The organism is Candidatus Kirkpatrickella diaphorinae (genome assembly GCF_025736875.1).
In the GTDB taxonomy this organism is placed as follows: Bacteria; Pseudomonadota; Alphaproteobacteria; order Acetobacterales; family Acetobacteraceae; genus Sorlinia; species Sorlinia diaphorinae.
This window is the reverse complement of record NZ_CP107052.1, coordinates 409,695-424,806: the sequence shown is the minus strand read 5'-3', so window position 1 is coordinate 424,806 and position 15,112 is coordinate 409,695. Positions and strand designations below refer to the sequence as shown.

Sequence of the window (15,112 nt, the reverse complement as noted above, 5' to 3'; positions counted from 1 at the left end):
TTTAGATACCGGGTTTCCGGGACGCATATTGCGCCCATAAATCCGGACGTTTCGATTGGGTGATTCGCTGCGACTGGTCATGCCGCCACGCCGCGATGTCACGATGATTACCGGACAGAAGCACAGAGGGGATGCTCAACCCCTCCCATTCCGCCGGTTTGGTATAATGCGGATATTCGAGCAGGCCATTCTCGAAACTCTCCTCCGTCGCACTGTCGGAAGAGCCCATGACGCCGGGAAGCAGGCGCACACAGGCTTCAAGCAACGCGCAGGCCGGGATTTCACCGCCGGAGAGGACGAAATCACCGATTGAGAACTGTTCAACTCCCCGGGCTTCAAGCACACGCTCATCCACACCTTCATAACGTCCGCAAAGAATGACCACCCCGCTTCCCGCCGCCAGACGCTTTGCATCACGTTGGGAAAAGGGACGCCCGCGCGGCGTCGGGTAAATGACCGGCCGCCCGTCGCCGGGCAGCGCATCAAGCGCCGATGCCACCACGTCGGGGCGCATCACCATCCCCGCCCCGCCACCGTAAGGCGTGTCATCCACGGCGTGATGACGTCCCTTCCCGTGAGGGCGGAGATCATGCGCCGTGCAGGCCCATAACCCCTTCTCAAGCGCCCTGCCCGTCAGGGAAATACCCAGAGGGCCCGGAAATAATTCCGGAAAAAGCGTGATGATATCCGCCTGCCACGTCATTGTCGCACAACCACTTCAGCATCGTTGGACAGGTCGCCCTCCACCTCGATTTCCGCAGGCAACATGATTTCAAGCCGTGCCTGTGACATATCAATGTGCGGCACGCAGGCCCGCGTGAAGGGCACCACATGTGATTGACGCCCCTGCACGATTTCGAGGCTGACGCCCGCGCCGTAATCATGGACCGTCACCACCGTCCCCAAAGCCTCACCTGATGGTGAAAAAGCGTCCATGCCGATAAGATCCGCGTGGTAGAACTCATCCTCATCCGCCTGGGGAAACTGCGTCCGCAGCGCGTAAAGTTTGAGATTAACGCAGCGCGCTGCATCCTCCCGGCTTTGCAGCGGCCCTTCAACCGGGTCGCCGAGTTCAGCAATGTGATGGCTCACCCAGCGCACCTGCCACAGTCGGCCCGCCTCATCCCTGAGGGGTGAGAGCGCCTCCAGCGTAGCCGGGTCTTCCGTCAATGCTAAAAGATGGACACGTCCGTGCACGCCGTGTGGTCTCCCCACGGTGGCAACATGTATCTCTCTCTCAGCTTGCGGTGCACGTGTCATCGTCAGTCGCTATCGGGCTTAAGGCTCAGGCCGCGGCCTCAGACTTGGCGGCTGCACGCTCCTGCGCACGCTTTTTCGGGGCGGATTTCTTGGGCTGCTCATTCCAGCTCGGCATGTCGATGATCCCGGCACGGCCGAGGAAACGCGCCACGCGATCCGTCGCCTGCGCCCCGTTTGAAAGCCAGTGACGGATACGCGCATCATCAAGACGCACGCGCTCAGCATGGTCTGACGGCAGCATCGGGTTATAGGCGCCCACTTTTTCAATGAAGCGGCCATCACGCGGGCTGCGGCTGTCAGCCACGACAATATGGTAATAAGGGCGCTTTTTGGCGCCAGCGCGTGCAAGACGAATTTTAAGACTCATGCTTCAATCAACTCCTGAAGTGTGAAATTTTGACGTTACCGGCGTGGCAAACCGCCGAAACCACCGGGCATATTGGGATTTCCCTTGCCCGACATCATCCCTGACAGCATCTGCTTCATGCCCGCGAGGCCCATTTTATTAAGGCGCTTCATCATGGTGGACATGTCATCAAACTGTTTGAGCATTTTATTGATCTCCTGCACCGTGGTGCCGGAGCCGGCCGCGATCCTCTTTTTCCGTGACGCTTTAATGATGGCGGGCGTCCTGCGCTCCGCCTTCGTCATGGAGGAGATCATGGCCTGGTGCCGCTTGAAAATCGTGGTGTCGAGATCCCGATCACCCAGTTTTTCCTTGAGTTTACCGGCCCCCGGCAACATGCCGAGAATATTCGAGACGGAGCCAAGCTTGCCGATCTGGCGGATCTGGGAAGCGTAATCATCGAGGTCGAACTTACCCGCGAGCATCTTCTTGGCGACGCGCTCGCTTTCCTCCTGATCCAGCGTTTCGGAGGCTTTCTCGACGAGCCCGGCAATATCGCCGAGGCCAAGGATGCGCCCCGCGACGCGTTCCGGGTAGAATTCTTCCAGCGCTTCGGGTTTCTCACCCATCCCGACAAATTTGATGGGCGCGCCGGTCATGGCCTTCATGGAAAGCGCGGCGCCGCCACGCGCGTCGCCATCCATGCGCGACATCACGACACCCGTGACACCGACAGCCTCATTGAAATGCTGCGCCGTATTGACCGCATCCTGCCCGGTCATGGCATCGACAACCAGCAATGTCTCGGCCGGGCCCGCGATTTCACGAATTTCGCGGACTTCCTGCATCAGGGCTTCATCGATGGAAAGGCGGCCTGCCGTATCCAGCACGACAATATCATACCCTTCCTGACGCGCGGTTTTCATCGCGCGGCGGGTGATTTCCTGTGGGGACTGCCCGGCCAGGATCGGCAATGAGGTGACGCCAACCCGCTCAGCCAGTTGCTGGAGCTGTAGCTGCGCAGCCGGGCGCTGCACATCCAGGGACGCGAGGAGGACGCGTTTCCGCTCCCGCGATGAGAGGCGCAAACCCAGCTTGCCGGTGGTCGTCGTCTTGCCTGACCCTTGCAGGCCGACCATCAATATGGCGACAGGCGGGGCCGCAGAGAGGTTCAGCGTGGCGGCGCCAGCACCGCCCAAAGCCTCAATCAGGGCGTCATTGACGATTTTCGCGACAGCCTGGCCCGGCGAAATACTTTCAAGGATTTCCTGCCCGACAGCGCGCTCACGGACTTTATCAACGAAGTCACGCACGACGGGGAGCGCGACATCCGCCTCCAGCATCGCCATACGTACTTCACGCATCGCCTCAGCGACATCGCCTTCAGAGAGACGACCACGCCGGGAAAGGCCCGAAAATACGCCGGAAAGCTTGCTGGAGAGTGAGTCGAACACGTGTGCCCTTTGGCTGCAAATGACTTTGCGCCACTGCGCGAACCCTCGCGGAGTGACGTTTCAGAATTTGATCGGTGCCTAAAGCCCCGGCTGTCACAAGTCAAGCCTAATGCGACAGCCGGGATGAAAAAACCTTATGGCGCCGGAGGCGGAGGCGGGGGTGGAGGTGGGGGCATGATGTCGCGCAGCCGCGCGGTTAATTTACCGACCTCATCATAAGCGTCTTTCACGGCTTCACGCTGGTCGGGGGTCAGCACATCATGGATGGCGATCAGCTCCGCCACGCGCTGTTGCTCCGCCTGCTCATGCAGCGCGATTTTCTGCTTCACAAGGTCGTCGACGGCTTTTTTATCGACATCGCCCTTCACCAGTAAGGCGGCTGAAATCTTGTCATCCAGGGCGCGGTCATCATCGTGACGGGCCATGACCTTGTCGCGATTGGCGTCCATGATCTTACGGATCCTGTCATTCTGCTCAGGCGTCAAATGCGCCTGATTCTGGATAAGGGCGGGCAGAGGCGGCGCATGCATCATGTGCGGCGGGGGTAAAGGCGATACCGCCATCGCCGGCATGGCGGTGCAGGCCACCGTCGCCACGGCAAGGCTGGAGAAAATTTTACGGAATGGCATCAGACATTTCCCTTTGAGAAAGCCGGTCGCCTGTATGGCCGACTGATTTTGAAAGATGGACGTCAAGTTGCAGGCAGACAACTCGGGCGACTTCATCGCCACGCATCATCAGGTTCATCATCCCGATGGCAAAAACGTTCTTACGCCCTGCCCGCATCGTTACATGAATAGCGTTAAAATAAAACGTCTCCGGGCCGCTGTGAGATCACGGGTTTTTCGTGACCTTTCACAGGGAGGCGATATAACGCTTGGCAGTAAGAAACGCAGTGACCATCAAATTAATGGCGCCCCCAACTGGTCGGCGCCTGCAACAATTTAACGAAGACCGCTTCCGGAAGCGGCGCCGAAGCGAGACCCATGCGCGAACAATATCCCTTGCTGAACCGCCTTAAATTACGGCATCTCCGCCTGATCATTGAGCTTGAAGCCACGCATAATCTGCACCGCACGGCAGAGCGCATGAACTTGTCCCAACCCTCCGTGACAAAACTCCTTCAGGAGATTGAGTACGCTTTGAAAGCGCCACTTTTCCGCCGGACATCTCAGGGCGCCCTGCCGACAGCGCTGGGTGAAATGGTCGCTCGTCACGCGCAATTGATGATCAATGACGTTATTCGCCTCCAGCGAGATGTGGACGCCATGCGGTCAGGGTCGGCGGGGATGGTCAGAATCGGCGCCATCGTCGCCGCTTTGCCTGAGCATGTCTCACCCGTCATTGCGCGGGCGCTCGACACGCACCCACAATTGAGCGTTTCCCTCACCGTCGGGTCAAGCGATACGCTCCTTCAGGCGCTTGAAGCGGGGCGCGTTGATTTCATCGTGGCCCGCCCCTCCTCCACGCGCATATCTGCGCAGATTGAGGCCCACATCCTGTCGCAGGAGCCTTTGAGCATCGTCGCCGCGCCGCGTCATCCCCTCGCCAGCGCGCCATTATTGCAGCTTGCCGCATTAGGGGACGCACGATGGATTTTGCCTGAGGCGCACAGCCCCTTGCGGCGCGCCATTGATGCGACCTTCGCCCTCGCCCAGTTGCCCCCACCCCGCCAGGCGATTGAGGCCTCATCCATGATTGCGTCGCTTGACCTTCTTCAGCATAGTTCGATGCTCGCCTTCATGCCGACGAGCATCGCACAGATGTTTGAACAGGCGCAGATGCTTCGCCGCCTGAACGTCCAGCTCGACGACCATCTCGGATGCTACTCTCTGATTACCTTGAAGGATCGCCCGCTTTCAGCCGCGGCGGCTTTTCTCTCTGACGCCATCGAAGCTGGTTTGATCAGGAATTCTGATCAAACCTTAACTTCTTGATCTGCCGCCAACGCTGTTTCAGCCGGGCCGGATGCGTTTAAACTGGTGACCTCCCCACGTCATTGACGGCGTGGAATGCCGCGATCCGAGTCAAAATCCATCGGGTCGGGATCATGCGGCAATCTGAAGAAGAGGAAAAACGCGATGGGACTGAAGCCCCCTTATAACCGACATAACTGGCCGATCGCCGCGGGCATGAATCAATATCCCAACATTCTGGCGGACGGAAGCTCCGTGCAGGATCAACGGCCTGAAGAATGGGCCCTTGCCGTTCAGGATGTCGCGGATGCCGGTTTTACCGAGATCGACCCGACAGATTCGTGGATCCGACTTGCGGATCTCGAACCTTCCCGGCGGCGGGAATTTCTGGATGTCGTTAAAAGAGAGGGCTTGACCATCCCGGCCATCACGACAGCGCGGCGTTCGATCATCGACCCTGAGCATGGTGATGAACATTTCGCCTATATGCGCCGCGTCATTGACGTCGCGGCTGAAATCGGCGCGGCAGAGGTGTCAATCGGTTTTTCACGCCCATTTAACGATCAGCAGAAGAAAGCCCTGTGGTTCTGGACAACACAGGGGCCGAAAGACCCGGATGATCCTGCCGTGTGGAAAAAAGCAGTCGACCGCATCAGGGAGCTTGGCAAACAGGCGGCGGCGCTCAAAATCGGGATTTCCCTGGAAATCTATGAGGATACCTATCTCGGCTCAGCCGAGAGCGCCGTGCGCTTCACGCAGGAGGTTGACCTGCCCAATGTCGGCATCAATGCCGATATCGGTAATCTTGTCCGCCTTCATCGTCCCATGGCGCATTGGCGTGACATGATGGTTAAACTCGCACCCTATGCGCGTTATTGGCACGTTAAAAACTATCTGCGCACGGAAGATGAGGATAGCGGGCTTGTCGTCACCGCCCCTGCCCCGATGGAAACCGGCGTCATCAGCTATCGGGAGGCCATCCGCATGGCCATCGCGCAGGGTTATCAAAGTGCTTTCCTGTGCGAGCATTATGGAGGTGATGGGCTGAGCGTTTCCGCGCGTAATCGTGAATATTTACGGCGCATCCTGCCGAAATAACGTTTCGAACGTCATCAAAGCGCCTATCTGGCACCGCGTCGGGCTTCAACTCGGCGCGGTTTTTATTTTGTGCCGTGCAGCGTGATCGGATATTTCACTGAAAGCCATGGGCTTGGCTGGACTTTAACTTAGATTCGACGTAGAATTAATTAATCATACAAGAATCTTTGTAGAAAAGGCCCCCTCTTGGCAGACTTCCCGCGTGCAAAGATTTTCCTCATCGGGCTGTCAATGACATGCGTGGCGCCGCGCCCCGCTTTCGCGCAGCTCAATGACTTCGGTACCCGACAGCGGGCGGACCTTGCGCAGCCCCCCGTTAAACACCGCCCGCCGCAGCGCACCGATGACCATCGTCACCTTTTCGGAGATTGGGGCGGCGCTCGAACATGGCTTCTGGATCGCGGGGTCGATATCATCCCCGCTTATATGATGGAAGCTGCCGGCAATACGTCCGGGGGCGTCTCTCAGGGTTCCGCCTTTACGGGACGGTTCGGTATTGATTTTGAAGTTGATTGGGGCAAACTTGGCGGTATTCGCGGGCTCAAATCCCACACGCTGATCATGTCGAAATCGGGCCGCGACCTTTCTGCTGACCGTCTCGGGCATGACCCTTATTCCGCCACGGAGCTTTATGGCCGTATCGGCACATTGGTGAAACTGCAATTCGCCTATCTGACGGAAGACCTCATGAGCGGCCATCTGCAACTCGCAGCAGGGCGGATGAATCAAGGGTTTTTCTTCGATACGTCGCCCGTCTACTGTATGTTTCTGTCTCTCTCCATCTGTCCTGTTCCGCGTGTTCTGCCGGGCGCCAACCCGGCCGGGTTCTATACAAAGTCTCGGACGAATTGGGGCGGCTATGTGCGTTACAGACCGGTCAGCCCGGTTTATGTGCAGATCGGCGCTTTCGAAGTTTCGCCCAATCATGGCGGCATTTCCGGGTTCGACTGGTCGAGCCATGCGACGAACGGCGTGAATTTTCCGTTTGAAATTGGCTGGCAGCCAGGTGGTGGCCTGGGCGAGCGTTCCAGCCATGTCGCGCTGGGCGGCTATTACGATACGGCGCCGGTGGGAGATGTCTACTGGGACCGTAACAACCAACCCCGCGCCCTGACCGGCCAACCCGGCCTCACCTCACGCGGCCACACTGCCTTCTGGGCGCAGATCGACCATATGATCAAACGCAATACGCGCTCAAATATTGGCGGTCTCATCGTTTTCGGAAATTTTACACGCTCGGACCCCAGCCTCTCCGCTTTCAAACAACAGGCGACCATCGGGTTTGAAGATGTTGGCGAGATCCGCAGCCGACCGAGAGACGGGTTTGGGGTGCAGGTGACTTATGCATGGGTCAGCAACGCCATGCGCGCGCGCCAGGCATTATATTTCGCCCATAAAGGCCGCTATCCGCCCGGTTTATACAGCGCCCAATCCTATGAAATGATCATTGAGGCGCAATATAGTTACCATCTCTACCGCGCCGTGGATCTTCAACCTGATTTTCAATATATCGTGCACCCGAATTCACAAGCCGGGTTGAAGAATGCTGTCATTTTCGGTGGACGGGCGCGCGTGAATTTCTGACGTTCGCCGACACGTGCCTCAAGGGTAAGGCCGGACCCCGCCGACGATGATGCGCGTCGCGCGAGGTGACCAATGGCGCGCGCCAAGGGCCCCTCTTCCATGCAGAAAGATAATGATGACGAATGAGGCTTTGATCGGCTTTTCTGCCCGATGAACAGTCTTATATGGAGGTCAAACAAGCTTTCCGCGTCATTTACGAATAAAAATGACAAGTGACACAATTACTTACATGAAATCACAGAAACGTAATTATACAAATGTCCGACCCTTCTGGACGAAGCAGAATATTTACGGATAAACTCAAAATCAATTAATAAGTCATTTCGGGAACGGTAACCGAATTTGATGAAATTTCTGTGCATTATCATTATTTTCCTCGGCCTTCTTCCGATAAGCACGGTATCACAACGCGCCGAAGCCCAGATCAATGACATAGAGGCCCGACAACGTTCTGTCCTGGCGCAACCGCCCGTCCGCCACCGCCCTCCCCTGACGACGGATGACCATGAGCACCTCCTGAGAAGCTGGTGGGGCGGGCGGGTATGGCTGACGAAGCACGGCATCGACATTGTGCCGGTTTACATGGCCGAAGCTGCTGGCAATGTCTCTGGCGGCCTCTCTCATGGTTCCGCTTATACAGGTCGGTTCTGGGTCGATGTGGAGATCGATTGGAGTAAACTCGCCGGTATCAGGGGTCTGAAATCGCACACACTTTTTGTGTCCAATTCCGGCCGCAACCTCTCCAAGGATCGTCTCAATAACGACCCCTACGCCGTCCTGCATCTTTACGGACGCCTCGGCACTTTCGTGAAGTTGCAATTTGCTTATGTCACGCAGGATCTGATGAAAGGTCACCTGCAAATCGGGGCCGGTCGCACCAACCAGGCGCTTTTTTTTGACTCGTCCCCGCTGTATTGCATGTTTCTCTCCAAAGCTATTTGCAGAGTGCCGCGTACTTTGACCGGGTCGAACCCTAACGGGTTTCATTCCACAGGCCGGTCGAATTGGGGGATCTACATCCGTTACCGCCCCGTGACGCCATTTTACATGCAGGTCGGTGCGTTTGAATCAACGCCGCTCCATGGCGGCGCATCCGGGTTTAACTGGTCTTTTCGTCAGACGGACGGCGTCAATCTCCCCTTTGAAATCGGGTGGCAGCCCGGCGGCAGCGTGGGTGAACGCTCAAGCCATTTTGCGCTTGGCGGGTATTATGACAACGCGCCCGTCAATGACGTTTACTGGGATGATCTCGGCACGGCGCGCGTGCTGTCGGGGCTTCCCGGGCGGCAATCGCACAGCCATACCGCCATGTGGGCACAATTTGATCATATGATCAAACGCAACACCCCGTCCAATGTCGGCGGGCTGATCATATTTGGCAATTTCACGCGGACGGATCCGCATATTTCAGCTTTCAAACAGCAGGCCACAATCGGGTTTGAGGATGTTGGCGAGATTCATGGCCGACCGAGAGACGGTTTCGGCGTGCAGATCACATATGCGTGGGTCAGTGATGAAACGCGCTCGGGGCAGAAGCTTCTACATACGCGATTCGGTCGTTACCCGTCGGGTCTTTACAGCATCCAGTCTCATGAGATTATTTTTGAGGCACAATATAGTTACCACGTGCATCATGCCGTCGATCTTCAGCCCGATTTTCAATATATCGTGCGCCCGAATTCCCAGGCCGGGATCAAAAATGCCACCGTGATCGGCGGGCGGGCACGCGTCAATTTCTAGTTGCACATCCGTGACGGCCCGGAAGCTGCGTGCCGCAATCTCCTGACGCCATCTGCCATCTCCTCCCGGCTGAAAATCTTGTTCTGGACAAGTAATGATTTTATATTTATTTTAAGGCGTTTCTGCCACCGGATCGTTGCGTTTCGCGCCAATGATCGGGGTGCTTCCGACGTGCACGAACCATATTATTTGAAAGATAACTTCAATTTTCCGTATTCGCTTTAATGTAAATGTATATATGGGGGATCAGTCTGGACGAAATAAAAGTTTTATTGTCAGAATCCAGCTTAATAACAAATCATTTCGGGAAAGGGAAACCGGATTTGAGAAAATATCCGTGCATGAAGTTTTTCTCTATCGGCATTTTTGCGATGAGCACGGTCTCGCAAAGCGCCAAAGCCCAGATCAATGATTTTGGTGCCCGACAAAGGTCCGACCTCGCACAACCTCCGGTTCAGGACCGGCCACCCCAAATTACGGACGATCACGAACATCTGTTAGCAAGCTGGTGGGGTGGGCGGAACTGGTTGATGAAGCACGGGATCGACGTCATCCCCGCTTATATGCTGGAAGCTGCCGGCAATGTCTCGGGCGGCCTTTCCCAGGGCGCTGCCTATACAGGACGTTTCGGGATTGATCTCGAAATCGACTGGGCCAGGCTCGCCGGTCTCAAAGGATTGAAATCACACACACTTTTTGTGTCCAATTCGGGCCGGGACCTCTCGGCGGATCGCCTCAATAAAGACCCTTATTCAATTATGGAGCTTTATGGCCGCATTGGCACTTTTGTGCGGCTGCAATTCGCCTATGTCACGCAGGATCTGGCAAATGATCACCTGCAGATCGGGGCCGGGCGTGCTAATCAATCTCTGTTCTTCGATTCATCGCCCCTTTACTGTATGTTTCTTTCCCTCGCCATTTGCAGGGTGCCGCGCGCGCTGACCGGCGCCAACCCGGATGGATTTTACTCCGGCAGCAAGACGAACTGGGGCGGATATGTGCGATATCGCCCCGTCACCGTTTTTTACATGCAAGTCGGCGCGTTTGAAGTATCGCGCTCTCATGGTGGCGCTTCCGGATTTAATTGGTCCACTCATGGGACAAATGGCGTTAATTTCCCCTTCGAAATCGGATGGCAGCCGGGCGGCGCCGCCGGGGAGAAGCCCAGCCACTTTGCGCTCGGCGGTTATTATGATCATGCACCGGTCCGTGATGTTTACTGGGATGATTTTGGCAATGCCCGTATCCTTTCCGGGCTTCCCGGACGGCGGTCTCATAGTCACACCGCCTTCTGGGCGCAATTTGATCAATTGATCAAACGCAATACGGCCTCCAATGTCGGGGGGTTGATTATCTTCGCCAATTTTACCCGGACCGACCCGAATATTTCAATTTTCAAACAACAGGCCACGATCGGCTTTGAAGATGTCGGTGAAATCCGCGCGCGGCCGAAGGATGGTTTCGGCGTGCAGGTGACTTATGCGTGGGCCAGTCATGCGATGCGGTCAGGTCAGAAGCTTCATTACGGACAATATGGCCGTTACCCGGGAGGGCTCTATAGTGCCCAATCCTACGAAATGATTATTGAGGCGCAATATAGTTATCACCTTTATCGCGCCGTCGATCTTCAGCCTGATTTTCAATATATCGTGCACCCCAATTCCCAGAAAGGCATCCGGAATGCCACCGTGATTGGTGGCCGCGCGCGCGTCAATTTTTAGCCCATGGCTCTGGAGTTCCTGCAATGATGAAGCTGATCAGAATCTGCTGCCGCGCCCTTTTCGGCCAGATTGTTCTGGCTACCTTACTGGGCATTCTGCTCGGTTGCGCCGCACCGGAAACAGCGATGGCTTTCAAACCATTGAGTGATGGTTTCATCAAACTGATTTCTATGATCGTCGCGCCCCTCATATTCTGCGTCGTGGTGCAGGGGATCGCGAGCGTCGATAATCTGCGGTCTGTCGGACGGATCGGACTCAAAGCGCTGATTTATTTCGAGGTCATGACGAGTTTCGCGTTGATTTTCGGGCTGTTTGCCGCCTGGCTGCTGGGGCCGGGGCGCGGGATGCATATCAACCCGGACGCGCTCGCAGGCGCGGATATGCGCCTCTATGCCGACCGCGCAGAATCGTTGATTCAGGGCGGGATCACGCCTTTTCTGCTCGGCATCATTCCGCGCAGCCCTGTCGCGGCTTTTGCCGCCAACCAAATGATCGAAATTCTCTTTTTTGCGGTGATTTTCGGCGTGGCCCTCTCCCTCATCGGGGAGGAAGGACGACCCGTGTCACGCCTGATTGATGCGCTGACGAAAATCTTCTTTCAGATCATGCGTCTGATCGTGCGCGTCGCGCCACTCGGTGTGTTTGGCGCCATCGCTTATACGGTTGGGCATTACGACCTGCATGTGCTGGGGCGCCTGGTTGCGCTCGTCATGGCTTATTTTGTGACGGTGATCCTCTTCATCATTTTGTGCCTCGGCACCGTGCTGCGCTTGTGCGGCCTGCGCCTCTTCCCCCTCATAAAATATTTCAGGGAGGAGCTTCTGATCGTCATGGCAACGGCTTCCTCCGATGCGGTTCTGCCGCAGGTCATGCAGAAATTGGAAGCGTTGGGCATCCGGCGTGACGTGGTGGGGCTGGTGATCCCGGCTGGGTATTCGTTCAATTTGGATGCGTTATCGATTTATATCGGCATGGCGGTGTTGTTTCTGGCGCAGGTCACGGGGACATCTCTAAGCATCGGGCAAATGGCGCTGATCATGTTCACGGCGCTGATCACATCGAAAGGCGCGCATGGTGTCCCCGGCACGGCGATTGTCATTCTCGCCGCGACATTGGCCGCCGTCCCCGTCATCCCTGCCATCGGGCTTGTGCTGATCCTGTCTGTCGACTGGTATCTCGGCATTTGTCGCGCCATGGGCAATGTGATTGGCAATTGCGTCGCCACGATCATTGTCGCGTCATGGGAGGGTGAATTGGATGTTCCCACCGCGCAGCACCGCCTGACCTCAGGAAAATAAGCCTTTCGAAAGGTTTAATCTTCTCTTATCCGCGTCTCTGCCTATAATGGGCATGAAGGAAGAACGGGCCCGATAATGACGGATCATCAAGCGCCAGATGGTATTGACCTGCTCCTCTCAACGTCGGGCGGCGCGCGCGCGATTGCCCGATGCGACTTTCTGGGGCGCTGGCCCTATAGTGACCATAAAACAGGGCTGTTCCGCCCGTTTCTCGGCCAGGGCTTCGAGGCCAGCGCCACACGCATCCTGGAATGGATGCGCGAAGCGGGAATGGATGCGGCTTTTGACCCAGCCTGTAACATCTTAGGCCGCTATGAGGGCCTCACGCCCCATGCGCCCGCTTTCATGATCGGCTCCCATATCGATAGCGTGCGGGATGCAGGCCATTATGACGGAATGCTCGGCGTCATGCTCGGGATCGAACTTGTCGACTCATTTCACAAAGAGGGACGGCGCTTCCCCTTTGCGCTGGAGGTGATGGGTTTCGGAGATGAGGAAGGGTCACGCTTTCCCACTTATATGCTGGGCTCACGCGCTCTTGCCGGTTTACTGCCACCCCGCGCCCTGGATGCGCGAGACCCGGATGGCATGTCCATCGCGGAGGCCCTCGCTGAATGGGATATCGAGCCCAATCATTTTGCATCGGCGCGGCGCGCGCCAAAGACGCTGATCGGTTATCTTGAACCACATATTGAGCAGGCACCTTATTTATATGAGCAGGATCTTCCCCTCGCTGTCGTCAGTTCAATTGCGGCGCAGTCCCGCTTTTACGTCACGCTGACCGGCCAGGCCGCCCATGCCGGCTCATCCATGAAGACGCGGCGTGACGCCCTGTCAGCCGCGGCGGAAATGATGCTGGCCATTGAAAAGATTGCGCAGGGCGGCCCGGATGACCTCGTCGCGACATGTGGCGCTTTCACGACGGATACAGGCCCGGCCACCAATATCGTCGCGGGGGAAGTTACGTTCAGTATTGATCTGCGCGCGGCCCACCGTGAAACCCGCGACAGCGTCGCGGCAACGCTGCTGGAGACGCTGCAAGCCATTGCTGAACGTCGCCACATCACCATGAAATTTGAAGAACGTCACAATCTGCCCGGCGCCACATGTGACCCGACATTATCCAATATCCTTGCTGAATCAGGGCAGGACGTCACGGGTGCCCCCCTACCCTTCCTTGTAAGCCAGGCAGGGCATGACGGCATGAATGTGGCCGCCATCGCCCCCATTTCCATGGTTTTCATCCGTTGCGAAAAAGGAATTAGCCATAACCCGGCGGAAGCCGTTCGGGCAGGGGACGTCGCCCTCGCGCTTGAGACGATGCGACGCTTTATTGAGAGACTGGAGCTTTTTAACAATGGTTAATTCGCGTTCAAATCAGCCTTATTTCAGTGATATTGACCCCCCGACGCGGCTTTTAATGGGGCCGGGCCCGGCGAATGTTCACCCGCGTGTTCTTCGCGCCATGAGCGCCGATGTGCTGGGCCAGTTCGACCCGGAAATGACGCAATATATGAATGAGACGATGGCGCTCTATCGCGAGGTCTTCAGAACTAAAAATAAATGGACGTTTCTCGTGAATGGCTCCGCCCGCGCCGGGATTGAGGCCGCCCTTACCTCCCTCCTTGAGCCGGGCGCGCGCGTTCTCATCCTGCAGGCCGGGCGTTTCGGGCTGCTGCTTTCGGAGATTTGTGAGCGGATTGATGCTGAGATCCATTTGATCGACCTGCCATGGGGTGAGGTCGCGACGCTCGCCCAAATTGAAGAGGCCATCAAAGCCGTCAAACCCGCCGTTTTCGCCTGTATCCATGGCGATACTTCCACGACAACCGCACAACCTCTTGAAGGGGTGGGCGCCCTCTGCAAAAAATATGGGGTGATTTCCTATGTCGACGCGACCGCCACGTTGGGCGGTATGGCCGTTGAAACAGATGGATGGGAAATCGACGTCGTTTCATCCGGACTGCAGAAATGTATGGGCGGCCCGCCCGGCAGCGCCCCGATCACGATTTCCGACCGTGCGGCGGAGTTCATCTTTTCACGCAGGAAGGTGGAATTGGGCCTCAAAACCAAGGACTCAGCTGCGGGCGCCCGTCCCTTTATCCGGTCAAATTATTTCGACCTTGCGATGATCATGCAATATTGGTCAGACCGGCGGCTCAACCACCATACGGAAGCCACTTCGATGCTTTATGCCTCACGGGAGTGCGCACGCGTGGCGCTAAAGGAAGGGCTGGAAGCACGTTTTGCCCGACATCGTGAATGCAAGGCCGAAATGGTGCGCGGTGTCGAAGCGCTCGGCCTTAAATTATACGGACATTCGGCGACGCGCATGACGAACGTGACGGGGATTTACGTGCCGGCGCACCTTGATGATGAGACGGTGCGCACACGCATGCGTGATGAGCATGGCATTGAAATTGGCACGGCTTTCGGCCCGCTGGCCGGTAAAATCTGGCGCATCGGGGCCATGGGTCATAACGCCCATTTATCCAATGTGCGCCGGGTGCTCGCCGCCCTGGAGACATGTCTCAAGTAAAAATTGCGACGGATAAGGCAGTTCAACGGCAGCGGCGTCACGTCGCTGCCTGACATTTGACCGGGGCATTTTGCGTTTTGGCAACACGCGCTCGCATCAATCCCTCTGACATGAACGCTGCGCAGAAGTCTGATGAGATTTGGCGACGACAAATCG

At 56.8% G+C, this 15,112-nt stretch carries 13 protein-coding genes; 8 read left to right on the top strand and 5 right to left on the bottom strand.

What is annotated here, in order from left to right:
- Position 1: 1 nt before the first annotated feature.
- The 5 genes from trmD to N5W20_RS01855 all read right to left on the bottom strand — a co-directional run bounded on the left by trmD (position 2) and on the right by N5W20_RS01855 (position 3,689).
- A complete protein-coding gene (gene trmD / locus N5W20_RS01875) occupies positions 2-703 on the bottom strand; it encodes a tRNA (guanosine(37)-N1)-methyltransferase TrmD (protein ID WP_319807240.1) in 702 nt (233 codons plus the stop codon).
- A complete protein-coding gene (rimM, locus tag N5W20_RS01870) occupies positions 700-1,197 on the bottom strand; it encodes a ribosome maturation factor RimM (RefSeq protein WP_408869411.1) in 498 nt (165 codons plus the stop codon). The genes trmD and rimM overlap by 4 nt, the downstream gene beginning before the upstream one ends.
- 88 nt (positions 1,198-1,285) lie before the next feature.
- Positions 1,286-1,627, bottom strand: a complete 342-nt coding sequence (gene rpsP, locus N5W20_RS01865) for a 30S ribosomal protein S16 (protein ID WP_319807238.1) — start codon at positions 1,625-1,627, stop codon at positions 1,286-1,288.
- A 35-nt stretch (positions 1,628-1,662) separates the two neighbouring features.
- Positions 1,663-3,060 carry a signal recognition particle protein gene (ffh, locus tag N5W20_RS01860; RefSeq protein WP_319807237.1) on the bottom strand — a complete coding sequence of 466 codons (1,398 nt, stop codon included), beginning with the start codon at positions 3,058-3,060 and terminating at the stop codon, positions 1,663-1,665.
- 134 nt (positions 3,061-3,194) lie between these two features.
- On the bottom strand, positions 3,195-3,689 hold the full coding sequence (locus N5W20_RS01855; protein ID WP_319807236.1) for a Spy/CpxP family protein refolding chaperone: 495 nt from the start codon (positions 3,687-3,689) through the stop codon (positions 3,195-3,197).
- 357 nt (positions 3,690-4,046) lie between these two features.
- Here N5W20_RS01855 and N5W20_RS01850 point away from each other — a divergent pair, with 357 nt between their 5' ends.
- From N5W20_RS01850 to N5W20_RS01815, 8 genes are all read left to right on the top strand, one after another.
- Positions 4,047-4,997 carry a LysR family transcriptional regulator gene (locus N5W20_RS01850; protein ID WP_319807235.1) on the top strand — a complete coding sequence of 317 codons (951 nt, stop codon included), beginning with the start codon at positions 4,047-4,049 and terminating at the stop codon, positions 4,995-4,997.
- Positions 4,998-5,141: 144 nt separating this feature from the next.
- Positions 5,142-6,074: a sugar phosphate isomerase/epimerase family protein gene (locus N5W20_RS01845; protein ID WP_319807234.1), complete on the top strand. Its 933-nt coding sequence runs from the start codon at positions 5,142-5,144 to the stop codon at positions 6,072-6,074.
- Between the two features lie 186 nt (positions 6,075-6,260).
- Positions 6,261-7,658: a carbohydrate porin gene (locus N5W20_RS01840; RefSeq protein ID WP_319807233.1), complete on the top strand. Its 1,398-nt coding sequence runs from the start codon at positions 6,261-6,263 to the stop codon at positions 7,656-7,658.
- 345 nt (positions 7,659-8,003) lie between these two features.
- Entirely contained in the window at positions 8,004-9,398 is a 1,395-nt protein-coding gene (locus N5W20_RS01835) for a carbohydrate porin (protein ID WP_319807232.1), read from the top strand.
- A gap of 341 nt (positions 9,399-9,739) precedes the next feature.
- Entirely contained in the window at positions 9,740-11,119 is a 1,380-nt protein-coding gene (locus tag N5W20_RS01830) for a carbohydrate porin (RefSeq protein ID WP_319807231.1), read from the top strand.
- A gap of 23 nt (positions 11,120-11,142) precedes the next feature.
- Positions 11,143-12,417 carry a C4-dicarboxylate transporter DctA gene (gene dctA / locus N5W20_RS01825; RefSeq protein ID WP_319807230.1) on the top strand — a complete coding sequence of 425 codons (1,275 nt, stop codon included), beginning with the start codon at positions 11,143-11,145 and terminating at the stop codon, positions 12,415-12,417.
- A 75-nt stretch (positions 12,418-12,492) separates the two neighbouring features.
- Positions 12,493-13,782, top strand: a complete 1,290-nt coding sequence (locus N5W20_RS01820; protein WP_319807229.1) for an allantoate amidohydrolase — start codon at positions 12,493-12,495, stop codon at positions 13,780-13,782.
- Positions 13,775-14,956: a pyridoxal-phosphate-dependent aminotransferase family protein gene (locus N5W20_RS01815; RefSeq protein WP_319807228.1), complete on the top strand. Its 1,182-nt coding sequence runs from the start codon at positions 13,775-13,777 to the stop codon at positions 14,954-14,956. The genes N5W20_RS01820 and N5W20_RS01815 overlap by 8 nt, the downstream gene beginning before the upstream one ends.
- Positions 14,957-15,112 lie beyond the last annotated feature (156 nt).

Bases quoted from the DNA above. Each gene is read 5' to 3' on its own strand.
- trmD (WP_319807240.1), bottom strand. From the start codon at position 703: ATGACGTGGCAGGCGGATATCATCACGCTTTTTCCGGAATTATTTCCG.
- N5W20_RS01855 (WP_319807236.1), bottom strand. From the start codon at position 3,689: ATGCCATTCCGTAAAATTTTCTCCAGCCTTGCCGTGGCGACGGTGGCC.
- N5W20_RS01830 (WP_319807231.1), top strand. From the start codon at position 9,740: ATGAAGTTTTTCTCTATCGGCATTTTTGCGATGAGCACGGTCTCGCAA.
- N5W20_RS01845 (WP_319807234.1), top strand. From the start codon at position 5,142: ATGGGACTGAAGCCCCCTTATAACCGACATAACTGGCCGATCGCCGCG.
- N5W20_RS01820 (WP_319807229.1), top strand. From the start codon at position 12,493: ATGACGGATCATCAAGCGCCAGATGGTATTGACCTGCTCCTCTCAACG.
- dctA (WP_319807230.1), top strand. From the start codon at position 11,143: ATGATGAAGCTGATCAGAATCTGCTGCCGCGCCCTTTTCGGCCAGATT.
- N5W20_RS01815 (WP_319807228.1), top strand. From the start codon at position 13,775: ATGGTTAATTCGCGTTCAAATCAGCCTTATTTCAGTGATATTGACCCC.
- N5W20_RS01850 (WP_319807235.1), top strand. From the start codon at position 4,047: ATGCGCGAACAATATCCCTTGCTGAACCGCCTTAAATTACGGCATCTC.
- rpsP (WP_319807238.1), bottom strand. From the start codon at position 1,627: ATGAGTCTTAAAATTCGTCTTGCACGCGCTGGCGCCAAAAAGCGCCCT.
- N5W20_RS01835 (WP_319807232.1), top strand. From the start codon at position 8,004: ATGAAATTTCTGTGCATTATCATTATTTTCCTCGGCCTTCTTCCGATA.